Annotated in this window: 13 protein-coding genes and 1 tRNA gene; 8 read left to right on the forward strand and 6 right to left on the reverse strand. The window is 45.5% G+C overall.

Annotated features, from left to right (window positions below; translation table 11 throughout):
• Positions 1-9: 9 nt before the first annotated feature.
• Together P5V12_RS02435 and P5V12_RS02440 are read right to left on the reverse strand one after the other, a co-directional pair.
• Complete coding sequence (locus P5V12_RS02435; RefSeq protein ID WP_316955643.1) at positions 10-1,671, reverse strand: SGNH/GDSL hydrolase family protein; 1,662 nt, start codon at positions 1,669-1,671, stop codon at positions 10-12.
• A gap of 308 nt (positions 1,672-1,979) precedes the next feature.
• Positions 1,980-2,831, reverse strand: a complete 852-nt coding sequence (locus P5V12_RS02440; protein ID WP_316955644.1) for a helix-turn-helix transcriptional regulator — start codon at positions 2,829-2,831, stop codon at positions 1,980-1,982.
• Between the two features lie 408 nt (positions 2,832-3,239).
• Here P5V12_RS02440 and P5V12_RS02445 point away from each other — a divergent pair, with 408 nt between their 5' ends.
• Both P5V12_RS02445 and P5V12_RS02450 read left to right on the forward strand, forming a co-directional pair.
• Positions 3,240-4,226, forward strand: a complete 987-nt coding sequence (locus tag P5V12_RS02445; protein WP_316955645.1) for a Gfo/Idh/MocA family protein — start codon at positions 3,240-3,242, stop codon at positions 4,224-4,226.
• Positions 4,227-4,869: 643 nt separating this feature from the next.
• Entirely contained in the window at positions 4,870-8,160 is a 3,291-nt protein-coding gene (locus tag P5V12_RS02450; protein ID WP_316955646.1) for a cellulose-binding domain-containing protein, read from the forward strand.
• 216 nt (positions 8,161-8,376) lie between these two features.
• Here the strand turns inward: P5V12_RS02450 and P5V12_RS02455 are convergent, their stop codons facing one another.
• Both P5V12_RS02455 and P5V12_RS02460 read right to left on the reverse strand, forming a co-directional pair.
• Entirely contained in the window at positions 8,377-10,047 is a 1,671-nt protein-coding gene (locus P5V12_RS02455; protein WP_316955647.1) for an ATP-binding protein, read from the reverse strand.
• Between the two features lie 84 nt (positions 10,048-10,131).
• Positions 10,132-10,326: a CPXCG motif-containing cysteine-rich protein gene (locus P5V12_RS02460; protein WP_316955648.1), complete on the reverse strand. Its 195-nt coding sequence runs from the start codon at positions 10,324-10,326 to the stop codon at positions 10,132-10,134.
• A 188-nt stretch (positions 10,327-10,514) separates the two neighbouring features.
• Here P5V12_RS02460 and glmS point away from each other — a divergent pair, with 188 nt between their 5' ends.
• From glmS to P5V12_RS02485, 5 genes are all read left to right on the forward strand, one after another.
• Positions 10,515-12,344, forward strand: coding sequence for a glutamine--fructose-6-phosphate transaminase (isomerizing) (glmS, locus tag P5V12_RS02465; RefSeq protein ID WP_316955649.1), 1,830 nt, complete (start codon positions 10,515-10,517; stop codon positions 12,342-12,344).
• A 109-nt stretch (positions 12,345-12,453) separates the two neighbouring features.
• Positions 12,454-12,762, forward strand: a complete 309-nt coding sequence (locus P5V12_RS02470) for a cytochrome c (RefSeq protein ID WP_316955650.1) — start codon at positions 12,454-12,456, stop codon at positions 12,760-12,762.
• A gap of 200 nt (positions 12,763-12,962) precedes the next feature.
• Complete coding sequence (locus P5V12_RS02475; protein WP_316955651.1) at positions 12,963-13,328, forward strand: XRE family transcriptional regulator; 366 nt, start codon at positions 12,963-12,965, stop codon at positions 13,326-13,328.
• Positions 13,328-14,056: an RES family NAD+ phosphorylase gene (locus P5V12_RS02480; protein ID WP_316955652.1), complete on the forward strand. Its 729-nt coding sequence runs from the start codon at positions 13,328-13,330 to the stop codon at positions 14,054-14,056. Before P5V12_RS02475 ends, P5V12_RS02480 begins: the two co-directional genes overlap by 1 nt.
• Before the next feature lie 103 nt (positions 14,057-14,159).
• Positions 14,160-14,717: an outer membrane beta-barrel protein gene (locus tag P5V12_RS02485; protein ID WP_316955653.1), complete on the forward strand. Its 558-nt coding sequence runs from the start codon at positions 14,160-14,162 to the stop codon at positions 14,715-14,717.
• A 39-nt stretch (positions 14,718-14,756) separates the two neighbouring features.
• Here P5V12_RS02485 and P5V12_RS02490 read toward each other — a convergent pair whose 3' ends face one another.
• The gene (locus tag P5V12_RS02490) at positions 14,757-15,215 is read right to left on the reverse strand and encodes a methylglyoxal synthase (protein ID WP_316955654.1); all 459 of its coding nucleotides are present in this window, start codon (positions 15,213-15,215) and stop codon (positions 14,757-14,759) included.
• A gap of 149 nt (positions 15,216-15,364) precedes the next feature.
• On the opposite strand from P5V12_RS02490, the gene P5V12_RS02495 reads away from it, so the two are divergent.
• Positions 15,365-15,441, forward strand: a tRNA-Arg gene (locus tag P5V12_RS02495).
• A 67-nt stretch (positions 15,442-15,508) separates the two neighbouring features.
• Here P5V12_RS02495 and P5V12_RS02500 read toward each other — a convergent pair.
• Complete coding sequence (locus P5V12_RS02500; RefSeq protein WP_316955655.1) at positions 15,509-17,098, reverse strand: hypothetical protein; 1,590 nt, start codon at positions 17,096-17,098, stop codon at positions 15,509-15,511.
• Positions 17,099-17,537 lie beyond the last annotated feature (439 nt).

Here is a 17,537-nt window from a genome sequence, read left to right on the forward strand (position 1 = left end):
AAGCTGGAATTACCAAGTCATATTGTTGCTGTTAATGATATTGATAAGCTCTTGTGACATGGTTACATGATCCGCTTTGGATGGATGCCATTGACAACCCATGCTGTCCAACGTGGAGTAAAACCAGAAAGCGATACGGTTGTCCCCGGCTTGTTGTCGTTCGGTGACGATCTCATTGACCGTATCCTTAAACAAGTTGCCGGTTTGTAACGGTGTGGCACTTAACACAATAAGTGCATCCGGGCCGTAATCGATTCGAACACGGTCAAGTAGGTTATGGTAGTCAGATTTAAACTGTACGCGTAGCGAGTCTTGAGTCCAGGGCTCTCCACTGCCAACGTAGGTGGAAAAATCATTGATTCCTAAACCGACCACCACCACATCCGGCTGCCAACTTGCAGGCCGCTGCCAGATATTAGTGCCGTCGTGGGGGAGTGCGCTGAGCGCATAGGTTTGGTAATTATGATTTTGTTGGTTACCCGAGTAGTTTCGCACCAACCCTAGTCCGGAATATGCGTTGATATGGTAATCCGCATCAAAGTGTTTCGCCGTTAATGCACCAAAGGAAATGTTCGTGTTAGTGAACGCGGTGATTTCCGTTCCAGTACAGGTTCTACCAGTAGATTCAACGCCATAACCAACCGTGTATGAATCACCAATAAACTCGATTTGGCGAGTTTTTGGGGCGGGGGGTGGAAGTATTTCTCCGCCATTACCGGCGATAAACCCGGAGAAACGACTGATAGACCAAACCGATTCAGTGCGCTTACCGACACGTATACTGTGCTGGCCGTCAGTTAAACCAGTGATCCAGTGTGTGGTGGTGCCAGGGTTAACCAGCTTGCTATGGAACTGCCCGTCGATCTCAATATCGTAATGGTTGTTGCCGTCTGCCAAAAAGCCCAGGCCGACACTGGTACCGGTGAAGTTACCTTCGAAATACACACCGGGCCAACCATAGGTGATGGTGCCGCCTTCATCGACAAGGCGCCCGCCAATATGGGTATCGGATAAATACGGGCCGACATGTCCACCGGAACTGGAACTGCTGCTGGAGGAGGACGAAGACGACGAAGATGACGAGGAGCTGCTGCTGGATGTGCTGCAAGTACCGATCGCTGTCCAGGGTTTTCCTGCTCCAACCGGGCCGCTGTTTGTTTCCGGGTTTTGGTTTTGAGTCCACCAGTTGGCTTTATAGTGAGTATTGATATGTTTAACTTCACTTCCACCCAAATAGGCTGTGGTTTCATTCCACTCACTGAGTGTTGCGCAGCTGCCGCCACCGGAAGAGCTACTGCTGGACGAACTGGAGCTACTACTGGATGAACTTGAACTGCTGCTCGATGATGAGCTGGAAGAAGAGGTGCTTGAGGAAGAAGAGCCTGAGCTGCTCGAGCTTCCACTGCAAACGCCAAGATCTTTCCAGGTATATTCCTGCGCCCAACCCACGCCGGGTTCGTATGGGCCGCCAATGCTGCACCAACCGTTGGTGCATTCGTAAGCATGGTGTTCCGATTGGTTGTTTATATTTGTGACTTGGTTGCCCACAACATAGTTTGCTGTATCGGAATAGCCTGCCAGGTTAGTGCAGTCGTAAGCAATACTATTTGCGCTAATGGCCAGACCGATGCCGAGCGATGTAAGTAGTGTGGGGTATTTTCTTATCCGCATGAAATTTCCTCGTTGTTATTGTTATTGATTTGAGTCCGTCCAGCATGGCTGGACTGATGAATCCTTTACTAGTGGTAATTCCAATCCATGAGTGGCGGATTTTAGAAACAGGAACCGGTCGCGGGATAGCGGGTATGGTTGAGGATATCATGTAGGGGCGTATCGAATAGCTTAACTTACTGATTTTTATAGGAAAAATGAATTGATGTGGGCGAGGTAAATTCACCAAGGGACAAGATAGACAGAGGGATTTTTGAGGGATTGCCTCTGTCTGCCAGGGATTCTTCTCTGGTATTCAATACCGAATCTTAGAATAGATATAGCGGGTTATCTTTAGCTATCCCTTCGATGGATTTAAAAATGGTTTCCAATTGCTTGTGTTGAGCGTCGGACACAGCATAAAGAATTGGGGCAATATGGCTGAGTCTATGGATATAGTGCCGCAGAAAAATGGCGAAATGGGTGTCTGGCATTAGTGAAGACATATGCCGACCAAATACCAAAATAAATCGAATGGCAATAAGGTAGGAAAACTTGGGCGGTGAGGTGAGGCTTTCGTAACTGCGGTAGGTATTCAAATTTACCCCGAGTAAATCTGCGATATGTTCCTGCGACAGTTCCTGTTCTGCGCGAAATTTTCGAAGGTTCTCAGCAATGATCAGATAGGTGTTCTGCTCAATCTGCTCAAATGCGGCTTCGATATTTATCATTTGTTTCGGTTCAGGGAGTGTTTTAAAAACATGAACATCCTCAACAAAACCAAGGGAATAGATAAGTTGCAGGAGGGCGTTAAACGGTTCCTGTTTTAAACGACCGAGTAAAAAATTAAACGGTGTTAACCGCCAGGAGGTAAGCTGGTCTGGGAAAAGGTCGGAATACTGGCTACCGCGTATTAGGCTATATAAGCTGCAGCCTGTCCAAAGCGTCCAGCGGCATAAAGTGTGGTACTTCGGTATATCAATGCCGGCCTCGTATTTCCGGTATTGAGATATTGAAACGCCCAGCAGCTCAGCATGTTGATGTTGCGTGTAACCCCGTAGTTCTCTGTACTTTTTCAGGTTTTGTCCAATGATTAAACCAATATTTTGTTCTAATTCAGAAAAATTCAGGTGCTTTACACGTTGCTTTTTCCCTTCAAGAGAAAAAAGAATTTCATCCACTGTTAATTTCCAATTCTTATATCTTATGTTAGTTAGTAGTAAAAATTATGGGCTATATATTTATTACGTTGAACGCTTTATAGCGATGTTTTCTTGTATCGTGAGTCGTGCTCTAGGCCGCGTTTATGAAATTAATTAAATCTGGTGCAAAGGTTTGCCGATGCTATCATTTTTTTGTTACGACCGGTATGAATAGTTGGCAGTTTAGGTGCGCTTTTTGACTGGAGTCGACTTTTTGTTTTGTTGACCGCTTTTTCTCTTACTGTTTTATAGAATTAAATTTTTCTAATATTGTTTTAAAAATTAAAAAAATATCGTTTAACCTTCTTGTCTCCTGAAGTGCTTGGCGTTGAATGATAATGACCAGCCGTTAGGTTGGGTTTTTTCTTTTCCCATTAAGGGGGGCTTATGAAAACCGTTTTCTACTATTGCGTCAGGCTTGCCAGTGTCTGTATTTTTTCTTTGTTTTACGTTTCCAGTATTCAAGCGGATGAATTACGTTTGGGAATTATTGGCCTGGATACTATGCACAGCACTGCATTTACCACAATGATCAATGACCCTCAGGACGCAACAATGTCTGATGTCCGTGTGGTAGCAGCCTACCCTTACGGTTCTACCCGGATGGAGCGCAATGCCAGGGAAATTGTGCAGTTCAGCAAAGAAATTCAGGGTTATGGCGTTGTTCTGGTGGATTCCATTGAAGCTTTATTAAAACAAGTGGACGGAGTGATGTTACTCACCAACGATGGACTTTTGCACCTGGAACAAATTAAACCCGTTATCGAAGCTGGGTTGCCGATATTTCTGGATAAACCCATTGCGGCGGATTTTCCTGAATCTGTGCAAATATATTCACTGGCCAAAAAACATCAGGTTCCTGTTTTTTCGGCTTCAGCACTTCGTTACCAAAGTAAAGCCCAGGCGGTTCGTCACCAGAACTTGGTTGGGGAGGTGTTAGGTGCCGATGGTTATAGCCCGTACTATGAAGAGGCTCAGCATAGTGACTATTACTGGTATGGCATTCATGCTGTGGAGACTGTTTACACCTTGATGGGGCCGGGATGTAAGCGGGTGAAAAGAATTATTGGCCAGCACAGCGATATGATTATCGGCGAGTGGCAAGACGGTCGAATTGGTACGGTCAGAACCGATAGAAATGGCGCACAGTTCTATGGTGGCACGGCTTATGGCCGCGAGGGTGTGGTAAATGTCGGGCCGTTTGAAGGTTATCGTCCTCTGGTGGAGCAGATTGTTCAGTTCTTTCGTAGTAAAAAATCGCCTGTCGCAGCTGAGGAAACGCTTGAAATTTATGCTTTCATGAAAGCGGCGCAATTGAGCAGGCTGAATGATGGTGCATGGATTGAGTTGGAGAAGGTGACTAAAGGAAAGTAGGGGCTGGTACTGCTTTTCGGGCTTGTATGAATTACATTCAGCAGGCTCTTTTGCCAGAGTTGTGTTTTCTCTTGTTTCGTCCCTTAAAATGGCAAATCTTATCGCCTCCTTTATATGAAGAAATGGGGTGACTGAAGATTGTTAAATAGCGAGTGCTAGCCTGGATGCTGCACTTGCTAATGCTCTATCTACTCAACGTCTTTTTCGTATTCTTCCAAAAACACCTCCTTATAGGTTCTGATTTTTCATCCAGATAGATCGATTTTTTTCTTATTTGGTTGCTGTTCGTGAAAATATAAATTGATTATAAGTATTTAACTTATTGATTTTAAATGTTTTTTTATTTTGTTCCGTGTTTCTCGTAAAAACCCGTGCAAGGGTCACACAAAATTTTTACCGAAGGCGCTAACCTCGGTTGGGCTGGAACTGTGTTTTGGCAAGATTGGTTCATGGCAATGAATAACTACGAATAAATATGCCTGACCTAAGTGCAGTCCAGCTAGGAAATCCGATTCACTCCATCGGGTTTTCTTGGTTGGGGCTGTAGCCCACCGAATAACTCTAATAACAATTAACAATGCAACCGCCATTGGCTAAATCGCGATCGCGTTTTTGCGTAGTGGCTTTCTCTAGGAGAATAGCAATGTCTATTTCTAAACGATGCAAACTCTGTGTCGCTATTCCTATCGCATTGAGCGCTATGGTGACGAGCCAAGTTCAAGCGGTGGGTAATTGCGATGCAAATGTTTACCCTAACTGGACGCAGGTAGACTGGAAGGGCGATCCAAGCCATGCGGCGAGTGGCGATGTCATGGTTTACCAAAGTGCTGCTTATAAAGCGAAATGGTGGACTCAATCCGCTCCCGGTAGTGACGAATCCTGGGAATTCCTGGAAAACTGTGGCTCAAGCTCAAGCTCAAGCTCCAGTTCTTCTTCAAGTAGCAGTTCCAGCTCGTCTTCTTCGAGTTCCAGTAGCTCCTCAAGCAGCTCGTCCAGTTCATCAAGCAGTTCCAGCTCATCCTCCAGTTCAAGTAGCTCCAGCTCATCTTCGAGCAGCAGTTCAAGCTCTTCCAGTTCGGGTGGTAGCGCGTGTGATGGTATTAATGCGTACCCGGATTGGCCGCAAACAGATTGGCAGGGTAACCCAAGCCACGCCAACGCCGGCGATAAAATGCAGCACGAAGGTTCTGCGTACACAGCAAACTGGTGGACCGCTTCTGTTCCTGGCAGTGATGGATCGTGGACATTCAGTTTCTCCTGTGCCAGTTCTTCTTCCAGCAGTGGTTCAAGTTCCTCCGGTGGTGGCTCAACGCTTCCAAACCGCGCAGACCCTGTCAGCCTTAAAGTACATGGCTGGCCAGAATATCTGGCGATGGGAACAATTACCGATAATAGCTTCTCTCGTAATGCTGATTTAGCGTCTTCTCAAGTGGATGCAATCTTCAAATATGCTGGTGATGGTGCGGGTAACCGTGGTGCGGTGATCGAGCCAACTGTGACCTTGCAAACTATTCAGCAGGCAAACGATATCGAGCAAATCCGTGGTGGCGATGTAAACCCAACCATGGTGGTTTATACGGCGAACGCCAGCGGTGGTGGTGTCGCATCAGAAGATATTCTGATTTACGACAATTTGGTCATGCACTATCAAAACTTGATTCGTATGAGTGCTGCAATGCAGGCGAGCAAAGACGCAAATGATGCTTCTGCCGGCTCGGTTGTATTAAATGCGGACTTATTTGGAGAGTGGCAAGCAAGCCGGACGTCAATGTTTAAGGCGGCTTACGGTGATGCCAGTGCCTGGACACCCATTTTGGTTAAACAAGCATTGAAAGAAGCGATAACCAAAGAAGCGGATTACAAAGTTAATGGCGCTCAGTCGCTCAGTACTTTGTATGATCTAACTGCGTTGCAAACCGAGATCGACACTCTAATTGAAGACAACGTTAAAGGTTGGGTGAAATCACAAAACTTGGTGATGACACGTTTCAGCCCGGATGTGGCATTTGGTTGGGTAGTAAATTTGTGGAACCCCGGTAGCGCAAACTGGGTACACACAGACTACTCTGGTCAACAAGCTGTTTGGGATGCGGCCTCACAAAGTACTGCCGGGTTTGTTGAGTTTATCGGTGCTTATGACAATGATGAGTTCCGTCCAGACTTCCTGACCTTTGATAAGTATGAGCGCGATGGCTTCTCTCCTGCTGCACGTGGCAACTATGCTTTCGGTGCAAAAGAGTGGGAAAACTATCTCAACTACGTTAAGCAGATTACCGACTATATCGATACCCCTGCCATGATCTGGCAAATCCCAGGTGGCCATATGGCAACCGTTGGTGAAGACATCGGTACATACGACTTAGCGAATCATTCTGCCAGTGGTGCCACTTACTTCATGGGCGATAAAAATGTCGGTAAAGATATTTCCAACATCCGCAGTGAAGTGTTGAGCATTCCGTTGAATGCAACCATTTATGACGGAGCAACTTCTGTTCAGGCATTGTTGCAACAAACACCTAATTACGATTGGGGTGTGAGCCAATTGCGTCGAGCAGCTTACAGCAATGTGTTCTCCATTATGTGGGGTGGTGGTTCGACTACGGCTGTTGTGCCTATTGCGACCAATGGCCCTGGTGATAACAACTGGCTGAAAAATAAAGTGGTGTCTTACCAAACTAAAGGACGCGTTCCTCTTTACTATGTTGGCGGTGGCGCTGCTACAACCCCCATTACGTCACTTCCTGCATTGAATACAGAGTTGGAAAGCCTGGAAACCAAGATGAACAATGAAGTCTTCTTGACTCAATTGCCAGATAACTCTTGGATTCCTTCTACGATTTATAAGTGGAATGACTTCCTGGCGGCACTTAACTCCATGCACAACGTGGGCGTTGAAAATGTGAAGTTCTGGTTAACCGAACCAGGTGTGGATGATGCAACTAACATCAAATACGCCAAGGTGGCGATTGCTTCGTTCCTTGCACAAAGTATGAAGGAAACCATCCAATACGATGCGTGTGATGAAAATAACTGGTCGATTAATACTGGCGATCCAGTGAATTATCCTCTTTCCGCTTCTTGTGGACAGTTACAGCAAAACTACGAAGAGTATGGGGTGAACCCTGCAACCGGTAACGACTTGCCTTACTCTTGTCCTCGCAACCCCAAAATGGAAATGACAGCGATTACTCATGCGAAATGGTACGGCGCACCTGCTCCATTGTTTGTTGCTCCTGATCGTGTATTGAATGATTTGGGCTTGTTAGTGAATGGCAATGTGGGTTACTGGAATTACGGTGACAACCAGGATTGCTACGGTGATAAACCCACCTTCGATCCATCCAAACAAGTGTACTTGCGTGAGTCGTGCGCCAGCTACCAAGACCAGAAAGCCGGTAAATTTGTGTGGGATGGTTCTGCACAGAAATCGCTTGAAGGTTGTGGTTGGTGGGGCCGTGGTGTTATCCAAACCACTGGACGATACAACTTCGGTAAGTTGAACCACTTCATGGGACGAAGCCATGTTGATCCGGATATCGTAGGTACAACGGTTGAAGGTATTGATGTGAAGGCTGCGCCAGAAAGTCCACTCTATGCCGACATGGATTTGTGTTTCAATCCTGAGCTTGTGTGTAGTACGCAAGAGCACGGTGAAATTAAGTGGATTGCAGGTATCTTCTACTGGATGAATGAAGTTCAAGGCTACAACGATGTTGGCGGTACTTATGCTGACTGGAACTATTTCGAACAGCTTAAAGCTTATGTTGACGGTGGTTTGGTTGGTACCAAGTTTATCGATGATATCTCCGGTATTGTAAACCGTGGTTGTCCAGATAAAACGTGTCCAATCAGCGGTCCGGTTGATGGCTTGGATAAACGTCAAGAAAACTTCTTCAAAGCTTTGCAGGCAATGGGACTCAACCCTACAAAATAACGGTACGAGTACCTTTGCTGTCTTAGATTACCCGCCGGAGGATCCCGGCGGGTTTTTTTATTCGGTCTGAACTATTTATTTCCAATGGAAAGGTTTTTCTTTTCTTAACTAAACCACTTGGATGTTTTTTGGATGGCATAGCGGGCAAGTCCGGTCATATTTCTCGCTGTATTCCGTTGGTTTTTTGTTAAGTAAAATAAAAGCAAGCACTTAAGCTTAAGCGGCCGATTCTGTTTCTTCTCGTGGAGATTTTTTCGGAAATTCCATATGAATGGTGGTATGAACGCCGGGCTCTGATTCAATAATAATGCTTCCGCCCAAGGGGCCTGTCACAATATTATGGATAATATGTAAGCCCAAACCATTATTCCCTTGTCCAAGGGTGGTGGTAAAAAATGGATCAAAAACCTTACCAATATTTTTCTCTTCAATACCGATGCCATCGTCTTTAAAATCAATAAACACTTTTCCGGCTGATTCGTGAATGCTGATTTTAATTACGCCAGACTCTTTTTCTTTAAATCCATGCGCAATGGAATTCTGTATTAAGCTGTCTATCACTTCACCTAATGGGCCGGGGTAGCTATCAAGCTCAATGGGGTAGGGTAAGTGCACATCAAGCTGTATTCCGTGTTCCCGAAGTTGCGGCATAAAGGCGCGCTTAATATCGTGAATGACTTCGTCAATCATAAAGGTTCGTCGTTGTGATGTGACCCTGTCGATGGAGAGTTGCTTGAAGCTGCTAATGAGTGAGGAGGCTCGATTTAAACTGGTTTCTACAATCTCTGCGCCTTCTTTCATTTCATTTAGATAAGAATCTAATTCGGTTTTGGTTATACCTTTTTTCATCTTATCCTGAATGGACTGAGTGGCGCTGTTGAGGAACGTTATGGCTGTTAAACCATTGCCGACAGGCGTATTTAACTCGTGGGATATTCCTGCAACCAGTGAGCCAAGTGCAGACAGTTTTTCGGATTGAATTAATTTCTCTTGCGTTGATTTGAGTTCTTCCAGTGTGTTCGATAAGTCTTCATTGAGTTTCAGTAGATCAGCAGTACGTTGGTTGACTCTGTCTTCAAGGGTTTGATTGTGGGTTTCAATAATATTGATTTTCTCCAGTATGGCCTCTCGCATGTTATCGAAGGTTATGGCCAGGCACTCGAGTTCATCTCCGTAGTGGTTGTCATCGGTTTCTTTCTTGACATTTGACGGGGTAAGGTCTCGTGTTCGTTCGGCCAGTTCTCTTAACGGTACTGCCAAAATATTCCGTGTGAAATAGAGAAAAATCAACCAGAGTGCGAGGGTCTTGATGACAGAGTTAATAATGATCAGGATGAAACCATATTTAACCCGCTCCATTACGGTATCGTTATCTGAGTAGATATGTCCGTAACCAATATATTGGTTCTGGGATAAGTTGTTTTTATCGTGAATAATTGGAAAAGTGTACTCGTATAACACCTTGCTTCCCGAGTTCGTTTGGGTCTTCTTGTGTTTGATATTTTGCTCAGGTATTTTGGATAGAAGGTGAGTATTATCGGCGTTGTTGTCGTAGGTGCCGATAGACGCCAGTATTTGACCTCTGGTATCGACAATCTTTACGCCGACGACAAAGTCGATTTCGTTCATCCCTTTGAGGGTTGAGCTCAGTTGAATGCTATCGAAGGTCCAGACCGATTCAGCAATACTGTGCTTGAAGGTTTGTTCCAGGCCAACCAGTTCGACGAAAATGCCTTTTTTAACGTGAGAATATTCTGCCAGTAGTTGAGCGGTTGTGACAACGATGGTCACAATCAGATAGCAGCCAAATACATAGCGTAATAATCTGAGACCGATGGAGTTTTCGAAAACTCGGGTGTCGTGATCTTTAGGCTGAAAAATTCTCAATCGTTAGAACTCATATAAACAAAAGAATGCTAGTTTTTAGTATAGATCCTAATTGGGTGTGGTTTTTTTTGATTCTTTACCTCGTTAACATTCGTTCTCGTGCGCCAGTGATAGGTTAATATTGCCGTCAGATGAAACCTCTATGTGAATGTTTATTGGTCGACAACAGACTTCGCAATCCTCAATATAGTTTTGCTCTGTATTACTTGCATCGACTAACAAAGTAATTTTTTCTCCGCAATACGGGCAGTAGTCTGTCACTTCTTGTTGTAATTCCATGTGTGCTTATTCGTGTCTCGGGTGAGAAGTTAAGTTTGCTTCAATCTATAAATATAGGCTGTTATAGATAAAAATTTTAACTAAGCAATAGATTTTTATTTATTGAGGCAAAACGTCTGCCTGCTACTGCGGATGACGCTATTTCGGTCTTTACTGAAGGTATCGCCAGTTTTTCAGAGGACAGAATTATGTGTGGCATTGTGGGTGCAGTAGCTCAGAGAAATGTGGTTAGTATCCTGCTCGAAGGTTTAAAACGCCTGGAGTATCGCGGATACGATTCAGCTGGAATGGCGTCAATAGGTTCCGACGGTCAGCTCTTGTTAAATAAGGCGGCGGGTAAAGTACACAGTCTTGAGGAACAATTACTCGAGGCAAACTTCCGTGGCAGCATTGGCATTGCCCATACTCGATGGGCCACACATGGCGAGCCGAGTCAAAAAAATGCCCACCCGCATAAATCTGATCTGGTTGCCGTTGTACACAACGGTATTATCGAAAATTATGAATCCGTGAGGTCCATGCTTGAAGGTAAGGGTTATGTTTTTGAATCGGAAACGGACTCAGAAGTCATTGCTCACTTACTGAATGAAGAATATAAAACTGCTCGGGACCTGATCCTTGCATTACGCCAAACTGTGGTGCAATTGCGTGGCGCTTACGGCATTGCGGCGGTGTGTGTGGAAGAGCCCAATACTTTGGTTGCCGCCAGAAGCGGCAGCCCTTTAGTCGTTGGTTTGGGGATCGAAGAGAATTTTGTCGCTTCAGATCAAATTGCGTTGCGTCCGGTAACGGATAGGTTCATCTATTTGGAAGAGGGGGATCTGGTTCGTTTGACATCAAATAGTCTGGCGATCTTTGATGCCGAAGGCCAGTTGGTTGATCGTAAAACCACCCGAATATCCGATACCACCTATGACAGCGACAAAGGTGAGTATCGTCATTACATGTTGAAGGAAATCAATGAACAACCGGTGGCGATTAAACGAACCCTTGAAGGGCGTTTAAGTGACACCAAGGTACTGGAAGAAGCCTTTGGTATACATTCTGCGGAAATCTTTGATCGGGTAGATGCTGTGCAGATTGTGGCCTGCGGTACCAGTTATCATGCGGGGGTGGTGGCGAAGTATATTTTTGAAGAATGGGCCAATATCCCCTGTTATGTGGATATTGCTTCCGAGTTCCGCTATCGAAAAGTGATTACTCCCCCTAATTCCCTGTTTATCACTATCTCCCAGTCAGGGGAGACGGCGGACACTTTGGCTGCATTGCGAATAGCAAAGGATTTAGGTGTGTTGGCGACTCTGGCTATTTGTAATGTGGCCAATAGTTCGATTGTTCGAGAGTCTGACCTTACGCTAATGACCCTGGCTGGAGCGGAAATCGGTGTGGCTTCAACTAAGGCATTTACCACTCAACTTGCGGCACTGCAGATACTCGGGATTGTGCTTGGACGGCGTAAAGGCCTGACACCTGAGAAGGAAGCGGAATGGGTTGGCGCTTTGCAGCAGTTACCTGAATTGTGTGACAAGGTACTTAAGCTCAACCAGGAAATCGAAACCATCAGTGAGGAATTTATTGATAAGGAGCATGCATTGTTTTTAGGGCGGGGGATTCAATACCCGGTCGCCTTGGAGGGCGCATTAAAGCTCAAGGAAATCTCCTATATTCATGCTGAAGCGTATCCGGCGGGTGAATTAAAGCATGGCCCATTGGCATTAGTGGATAACAATATGCCGGTGATCACCGTTGCACCCAACAATCAGTTGCTGGAGAAACTCAAGGCCAACCTGGAAGAGGTGCGAGCACGAGGTGGCAAGCTCTATGTATTTGCTGATGAAACCGCAGGTTTTGAGGCGGATGAAAACTGCTTGGTGTTTTCTTTGCCTCATGTTCCTTCTATATTAGAGCCCATTATTTACACCATACCTTTGCAGCTGTTGTCTTATCATGTGGCGGTTATGCGCGGAACAGACGTCGACCAACCAAGGAACCTGGCAAAATCGGTAACTGTGGAATGAGGTTGATCTCTATTAGGTTGAGTACATATCTGTTTCTGTCTGTCGTATATCATATGCCTGGAAGGTAGGAGTGAATAAGATTTGTATTCTGATGTTAGGAGAAGATTGCATGAAAAAAATGATACTGGCGCTTGGGGTTGTTGTCTTGGGTGGGGGGAGTCTTCCGGCACTGTCGGCGGATGTTGCAGCGGGTAAAACCAAAGCGGATCAGCTATGTAAGAGCTGCCATGGCCCCGAAGGCAAGGCCGCGATTCCTCTATACCCGCACTTAGCCGGGCAAAATACCATGTACCTGGAGAAGCAGCTAAAAGATTTCCGTAGTGGTACCCGCAAAGACCCTGCCATGCAAGGCTTTGCCAAAATGCTGACTAACGATGATATTGCGAACCTTTCAGCGTATTACTCCTCTTTGAAGTAAATACTTACTGTCCTTTCATCGCTCTCCTCTGGTCGTTTCAGGGGGGAGAGTGTTCCTTTGTCTCTCTCATTGCTTTTTACCTGGCTACCTGGTTTTCGTGATTCTGTAGTTTTTGGCTATTGTTATTTTTTGTACGATATGTATCATGGGATACATTGTTATCTTTAATGTGTCCTGTGATTTGTCATTGAGGTGAGTTTATGACAGCAACACTTGCGATATCTGATGAAGCCTTGGTAGGGAAGAGCGTAATAGGTGCTGCGGAAGCGTTAGGCCTAACGAGAGAGCAGCTTGCTAATGCGATTGGTGTCTCCGTTCCAACTGTGGCTCGGATGAAAAGTGGCGGTGCAGTTCCTGGTAATAAACCATTTGAACTGTCATTAATGGTGATTCGAATATATCGGGCATTATTCGCCATTGTTGGTGGGGATAACGCCTCAATGAAGCACTGGATGTCTACCCCTAATAAGCACTTTTCAGGGGAGTGTCCGAACGATTTGATTCAAAAAGTAGACGGTATTTCTCAACTGGTTTGGTACTTGGACGCAATGCGCGGTCGGATTTAATGGAAATAGAAAAACATTTGTCTCTCCAGATTGGCCTTGTGTGGCGAGTAGTGGAAACACAAGAGGTTGCAGCCACAAGGGACATCACCCAATCCTCTGCAGAACAGCACCGTTTAGAGGAGCTACTGGATGCCTCTAAACCCAAAGTTCCATCAGATTGTGGCGGATTGTCCTATCTGCTCATGACCCCTTTTCGTTATCCCCCTCTCCGTTATGGTTCCAGGTTTGGAAGTACTCACGAACGGGGAATCTTTTACGCCGCCGCAGATATACAGACTGCTTTCGCAGAATCGGCAGTTTACTTATGGCTGTTTCAACGAGGTTTGCAAGAGCTTGGTCCGCTGGAGTACATCCGCGATCAGCGAACCGCATTTTCGGTAAAACTGGCTAGCTCAAAGGCTCTGGATCTGTGTTCAGGTGTTTTCGAACAAGACCGGGAAAAAATAAAATCACCAGATTCCTGGGAGTTCTCGCAACAACTTGGCAGTAAAATCAGGGAGGCTGGTGCGCACTTCTTTTGGTATCCTTCTGCCCGTTTTGAAGGCGGAGTCAATGCTGCAGTGATCTCGCCGGAAGCTTTTTATACCACCCAGCCCGAAGAGCAGCAAAACTGGAATCTTCGCTTAAGCACCAACTCCTGCTGGTTTGGTCGCGCGGACTTGGAAAACATCGAGTTTCGGCGTACTGACTTTGAATCTGACGGCAAGTTGCTGCACCCTGCGCTCTAACTGTCATCATTAAATTCTGTGATTTAACACGCGTCAGGAGTCTTTCTTATCTCATAGGGCTTCTGTATCTTTACGTAAAAAGTAAAACAATAAAGGTGGTTACTTGAAAAGCATAATTGTTGCAGCGAGCCTTATGCTGTTTGCTATGCCTGTGTTGGCAGGGCCGGATCGGGGTGTGTACATCGGTGGCAGTACCATGCTAACCAAAATAGGCCTGCAGGATGCCTATGACAAAGAAGTGCAATTTAAAGTTGTCGAAGGCATTATCGGGTACCGGTATAACTCCCTGCTGGGGGTAGAAAGCCGAATTGGCGCTTCTGTGAGAGGTGAAAATGTCCTGGTTCGAGAGGATCCGGTTTCTGGTGAAGAGGATGTGGTTGAAGCAAATATTGATCACTTCGAGTCGATTTATTATCGCGCAGAGTTGAAAAACGATATCGCCAAACTCTATATGCTGCTGGGCACTGCGAGAATGAGTGTGACCTCAGAATTTGAGGACGGCACACAAGTGACCAACACGTCAAACGGGCTATCTTATGGCATTGGTGGCGGGCTGGTTGTCGGGGATAGCTTCTACTTCAATATTGAAGCTAAAAATCTGATTCACACCAATACCGACACGTATTTTGGCTACGGAGCCAGTATCACCCTGCATTTCTAAAAACCGTTTGTGGCCACCAGTCGAGGTGGCCCATAAAAACTATGATGTTCTTTCTTGAATATACGCGTCGTAATCTGGAACCTGGCGCTCATAGGGCTGACCGATCAGCGGCGAAGAGATAATAAAGTCTGCGGACGAGGGGTTACAGGCGACAGGGATATTCCAAACGGCAGCGATGCGCAGTAGGGCTTTTACGTCCGGGTCGTGAGGCATGGGTTCAAACGGATCCCAAAAGAAAATCAGAACATCGATATCCCCTTCAGATATCTTGGCCCCAATTTGCTGGTCGCCGCCAAGCGGGCCGCTTACGTACTTCACTACCGGAAGCCCGGTTTCTTTCTCCAGTTTGTAACCGGTTGTGCCGGTAGCAAATAGGCGGTGAGCCCCAAGCTCTTTCTTATGGCTTTCTACCCATTGAGAAAGCTCGTTCTTTTTGTTGTCGTGGGCTACCAGGGCAATATTTTTTGATTGGTGAAGTTTTGCGGGTTTACTTTTCACCTGGGTCTCCAAGTATCGGGTTAGAGAGAAAGGGCCAAAGTGTGGGCCCTCAGTCATCGAGAGTCAAATAGTGATATCAAAAATAACCCGATAATTCTGCTTGACTCCGCGCCAGCAAATTACTAACATACGCGCCCTCAAATGAGTACGCGCTCGTAGCTCAGCTGGATAGAGTACCTGGCTACGAACCAGGCGGTCAGAGGTTCGAATCCTCTCGAGCGCGCCATATAAAACAAAAAAGCCTCATCCGAAAGGATGGGGCTTTTTTGTTTCCGTTGAGTAAGTGAGTGCTCTCAATAGCACGGTGATTGGTTTGTAATTCGGTAGTTCTCATCAAGCAATACATCTGTCCAAAGAGATTGTGTATCTTTCCCCATATGCTGCCAGCTAGCGAAGTCATAGGCTTCTTCATTCCCCCATTTGAAAGCAATATCGTTTGATGAGGATATCCAGCAGTTATTTTTGCTTTGTACAAATTCCTCATTTAGATTTGTGCTGTTGGTATATTCCCAGACTCTTATTGCCAGTGGGGAGTTTGCTTGGTTGCTAAAGCCAGCTGCGGATTGGAATACGTTATTTTCGATAAATACTTTTTTTTCCGCACCGTAACTGGTTTGGATTTCAATACCCACATCAGCGGGTTCCACTACGGTATTGTGGGCTACCCGAATATTGCCCTGAGTGTATGGAGGATGAGGGTCGGTAATACCGAGTAAGAGCGCGGTTTTATTGTTCACAAAGGTATTAAAGGTAATTGATGAGTCGTCATCCATGCCGCCAAAACCAATATGGCTTCCGACATCTTTGCTGTTATGAATAAGCAGTTTCCCCGGGCCTGAATGCTTAATTTTATATCCGCTAATACTTCCTTCTGAATAGCTATCCAAAATATACGCATCGGATGATTGCCCTGATGTGTAAACCAGATAATTGCTGCTGTTCCAGTGGTCAGAGTTTCGATCGTAATTATTAAACGCTTTACACCGATGACAGATTGCTTGGCTACCGTTTAAATAGAAACCTGTGCAGTTCTCACTACGAGACCAGTTCGAATCCCGGACGGTAATATTCTGGGCTGCGTTCGATGTATGGGTAACCATCATGCCGCCTCTTTCGCCGATCCCTGCGTTTTTTATTTCAAGGTCTTTATATAACCAAAAACTTGCGTTGTAACTCCAGTAACCATGTCCGCCTGCTGTATCCAGAATGGCCATTTCTCCTGGGAAGCTGGACACAATATAAGGTTTATCCGCACTACCTGCTGCGCCAAAAGTTGGTGCTCTAACGCCGTTGACTTCCCAATTCCAAGTTTCCTGATAGGTTCCGCCGCGAATCATTAAATGACCATAACCCTTTTCGGCTAATGCTTTCAGACCTTTGTCGATTCGTTTAAACGGCGTGTTTATTGAACCGTCATTTGTGTCATCTCCTGTAGGCGAGACAAATAAAAATTGGCTGCTATCAACGGATAAATGAACTGGGATTTCGATTGGTTGTTGGCGCCCATCGTCCACCAATACCGAAAAATCAACATTCTTAGTTTGATATTGAGCTGGCCAGGAAATTTTCCCTTGGGAATCTATGCTCATGTCTGAGGGGGCGTTTTTTAGTTGATAGATAATCGTGTTATTTTCCATATCGGCTGCAATCATCGTGAAGTCGAATGGTATGTCTGGGTGTGCATATGCGGGTTTGGGCCAGAATATTATGGGCTCGCTGCCATAAGCGTCGGGGTTTTCTGGTTGAGTTGGATCGGTGGGAGGAGGTGGAGAAGTGGGTTGAGATGTTCCCGGAGCGCTTTGTTCGCTATTGCCGCCGCCACAACCCAGCATGCTGATACAAAGTAATAGTAAAAATATTTTTTTTCCTGAGTACAAAGCCACTTAGCGCTCTCCTGAATAACGTTTTATCCAACACGAAATAAATATGTCCAGCCCTTGCGTATCTCATTCGTTTGAATAGGTACTAATTAAGCGAGCGTTAATATTGCTCGGTGTTGAACTTGTCGACTCTCGCTTAACAATATGCTGCCGATATGTGTTGGTATTGGCATTGTATTACGCAATAGTGAATGGGGTATATGTACGGTGGTCACAAAAATAAAACTGACGAATCAGGTGTGTTTCATTCCACGGAACTTGGTTATTGATACTTATATGAAGTGTTGGCAAGCTGTGTGTTGAATAAAGCTCATTCTGTTTGGGGCTTGGATTATGTGTATTCTGATATGTCAGGCCAAAATAGAAAAGATTTTCTGTTGGTTGAATAAGGGGAAATAGATATTCGGGTGCCAAATAAAAAATATAATTGCTAAATTTAACA

It is taken from the genome of Teredinibacter sp. KSP-S5-2, from assembly GCF_032773895.1.
In the GTDB taxonomy this organism is placed as follows: Bacteria; Pseudomonadota; Gammaproteobacteria; order Pseudomonadales; family Cellvibrionaceae.

Bases quoted from the DNA above. Each gene is read 5' to 3' on its own strand.
- P5V12_RS02435 (WP_316955643.1), bottom strand. From the start codon at position 1,671: ATGCGGATAAGAAAATACCCCACACTACTTACATCGCTCGGCATCGGT.
- P5V12_RS02445 (WP_316955645.1), top strand. From the start codon at position 3,240: ATGAAAACCGTTTTCTACTATTGCGTCAGGCTTGCCAGTGTCTGTATT.
- P5V12_RS02450 (WP_316955646.1), top strand. From the start codon at position 4,870: ATGTCTATTTCTAAACGATGCAAACTCTGTGTCGCTATTCCTATCGCA.
- P5V12_RS02460 (WP_316955648.1), bottom strand. From the start codon at position 10,326: ATGGAATTACAACAAGAAGTGACAGACTACTGCCCGTATTGCGGAGAA.
- glmS (WP_316955649.1), top strand. From the start codon at position 10,515: ATGTGTGGCATTGTGGGTGCAGTAGCTCAGAGAAATGTGGTTAGTATC.
- P5V12_RS02470 (WP_316955650.1), top strand. From the start codon at position 12,454: ATGAAAAAAATGATACTGGCGCTTGGGGTTGTTGTCTTGGGTGGGGGG.
- P5V12_RS02475 (WP_316955651.1), top strand. From the start codon at position 12,963: ATGACAGCAACACTTGCGATATCTGATGAAGCCTTGGTAGGGAAGAGC.
- P5V12_RS02480 (WP_316955652.1), top strand. From the start codon at position 13,328: ATGGAAATAGAAAAACATTTGTCTCTCCAGATTGGCCTTGTGTGGCGA.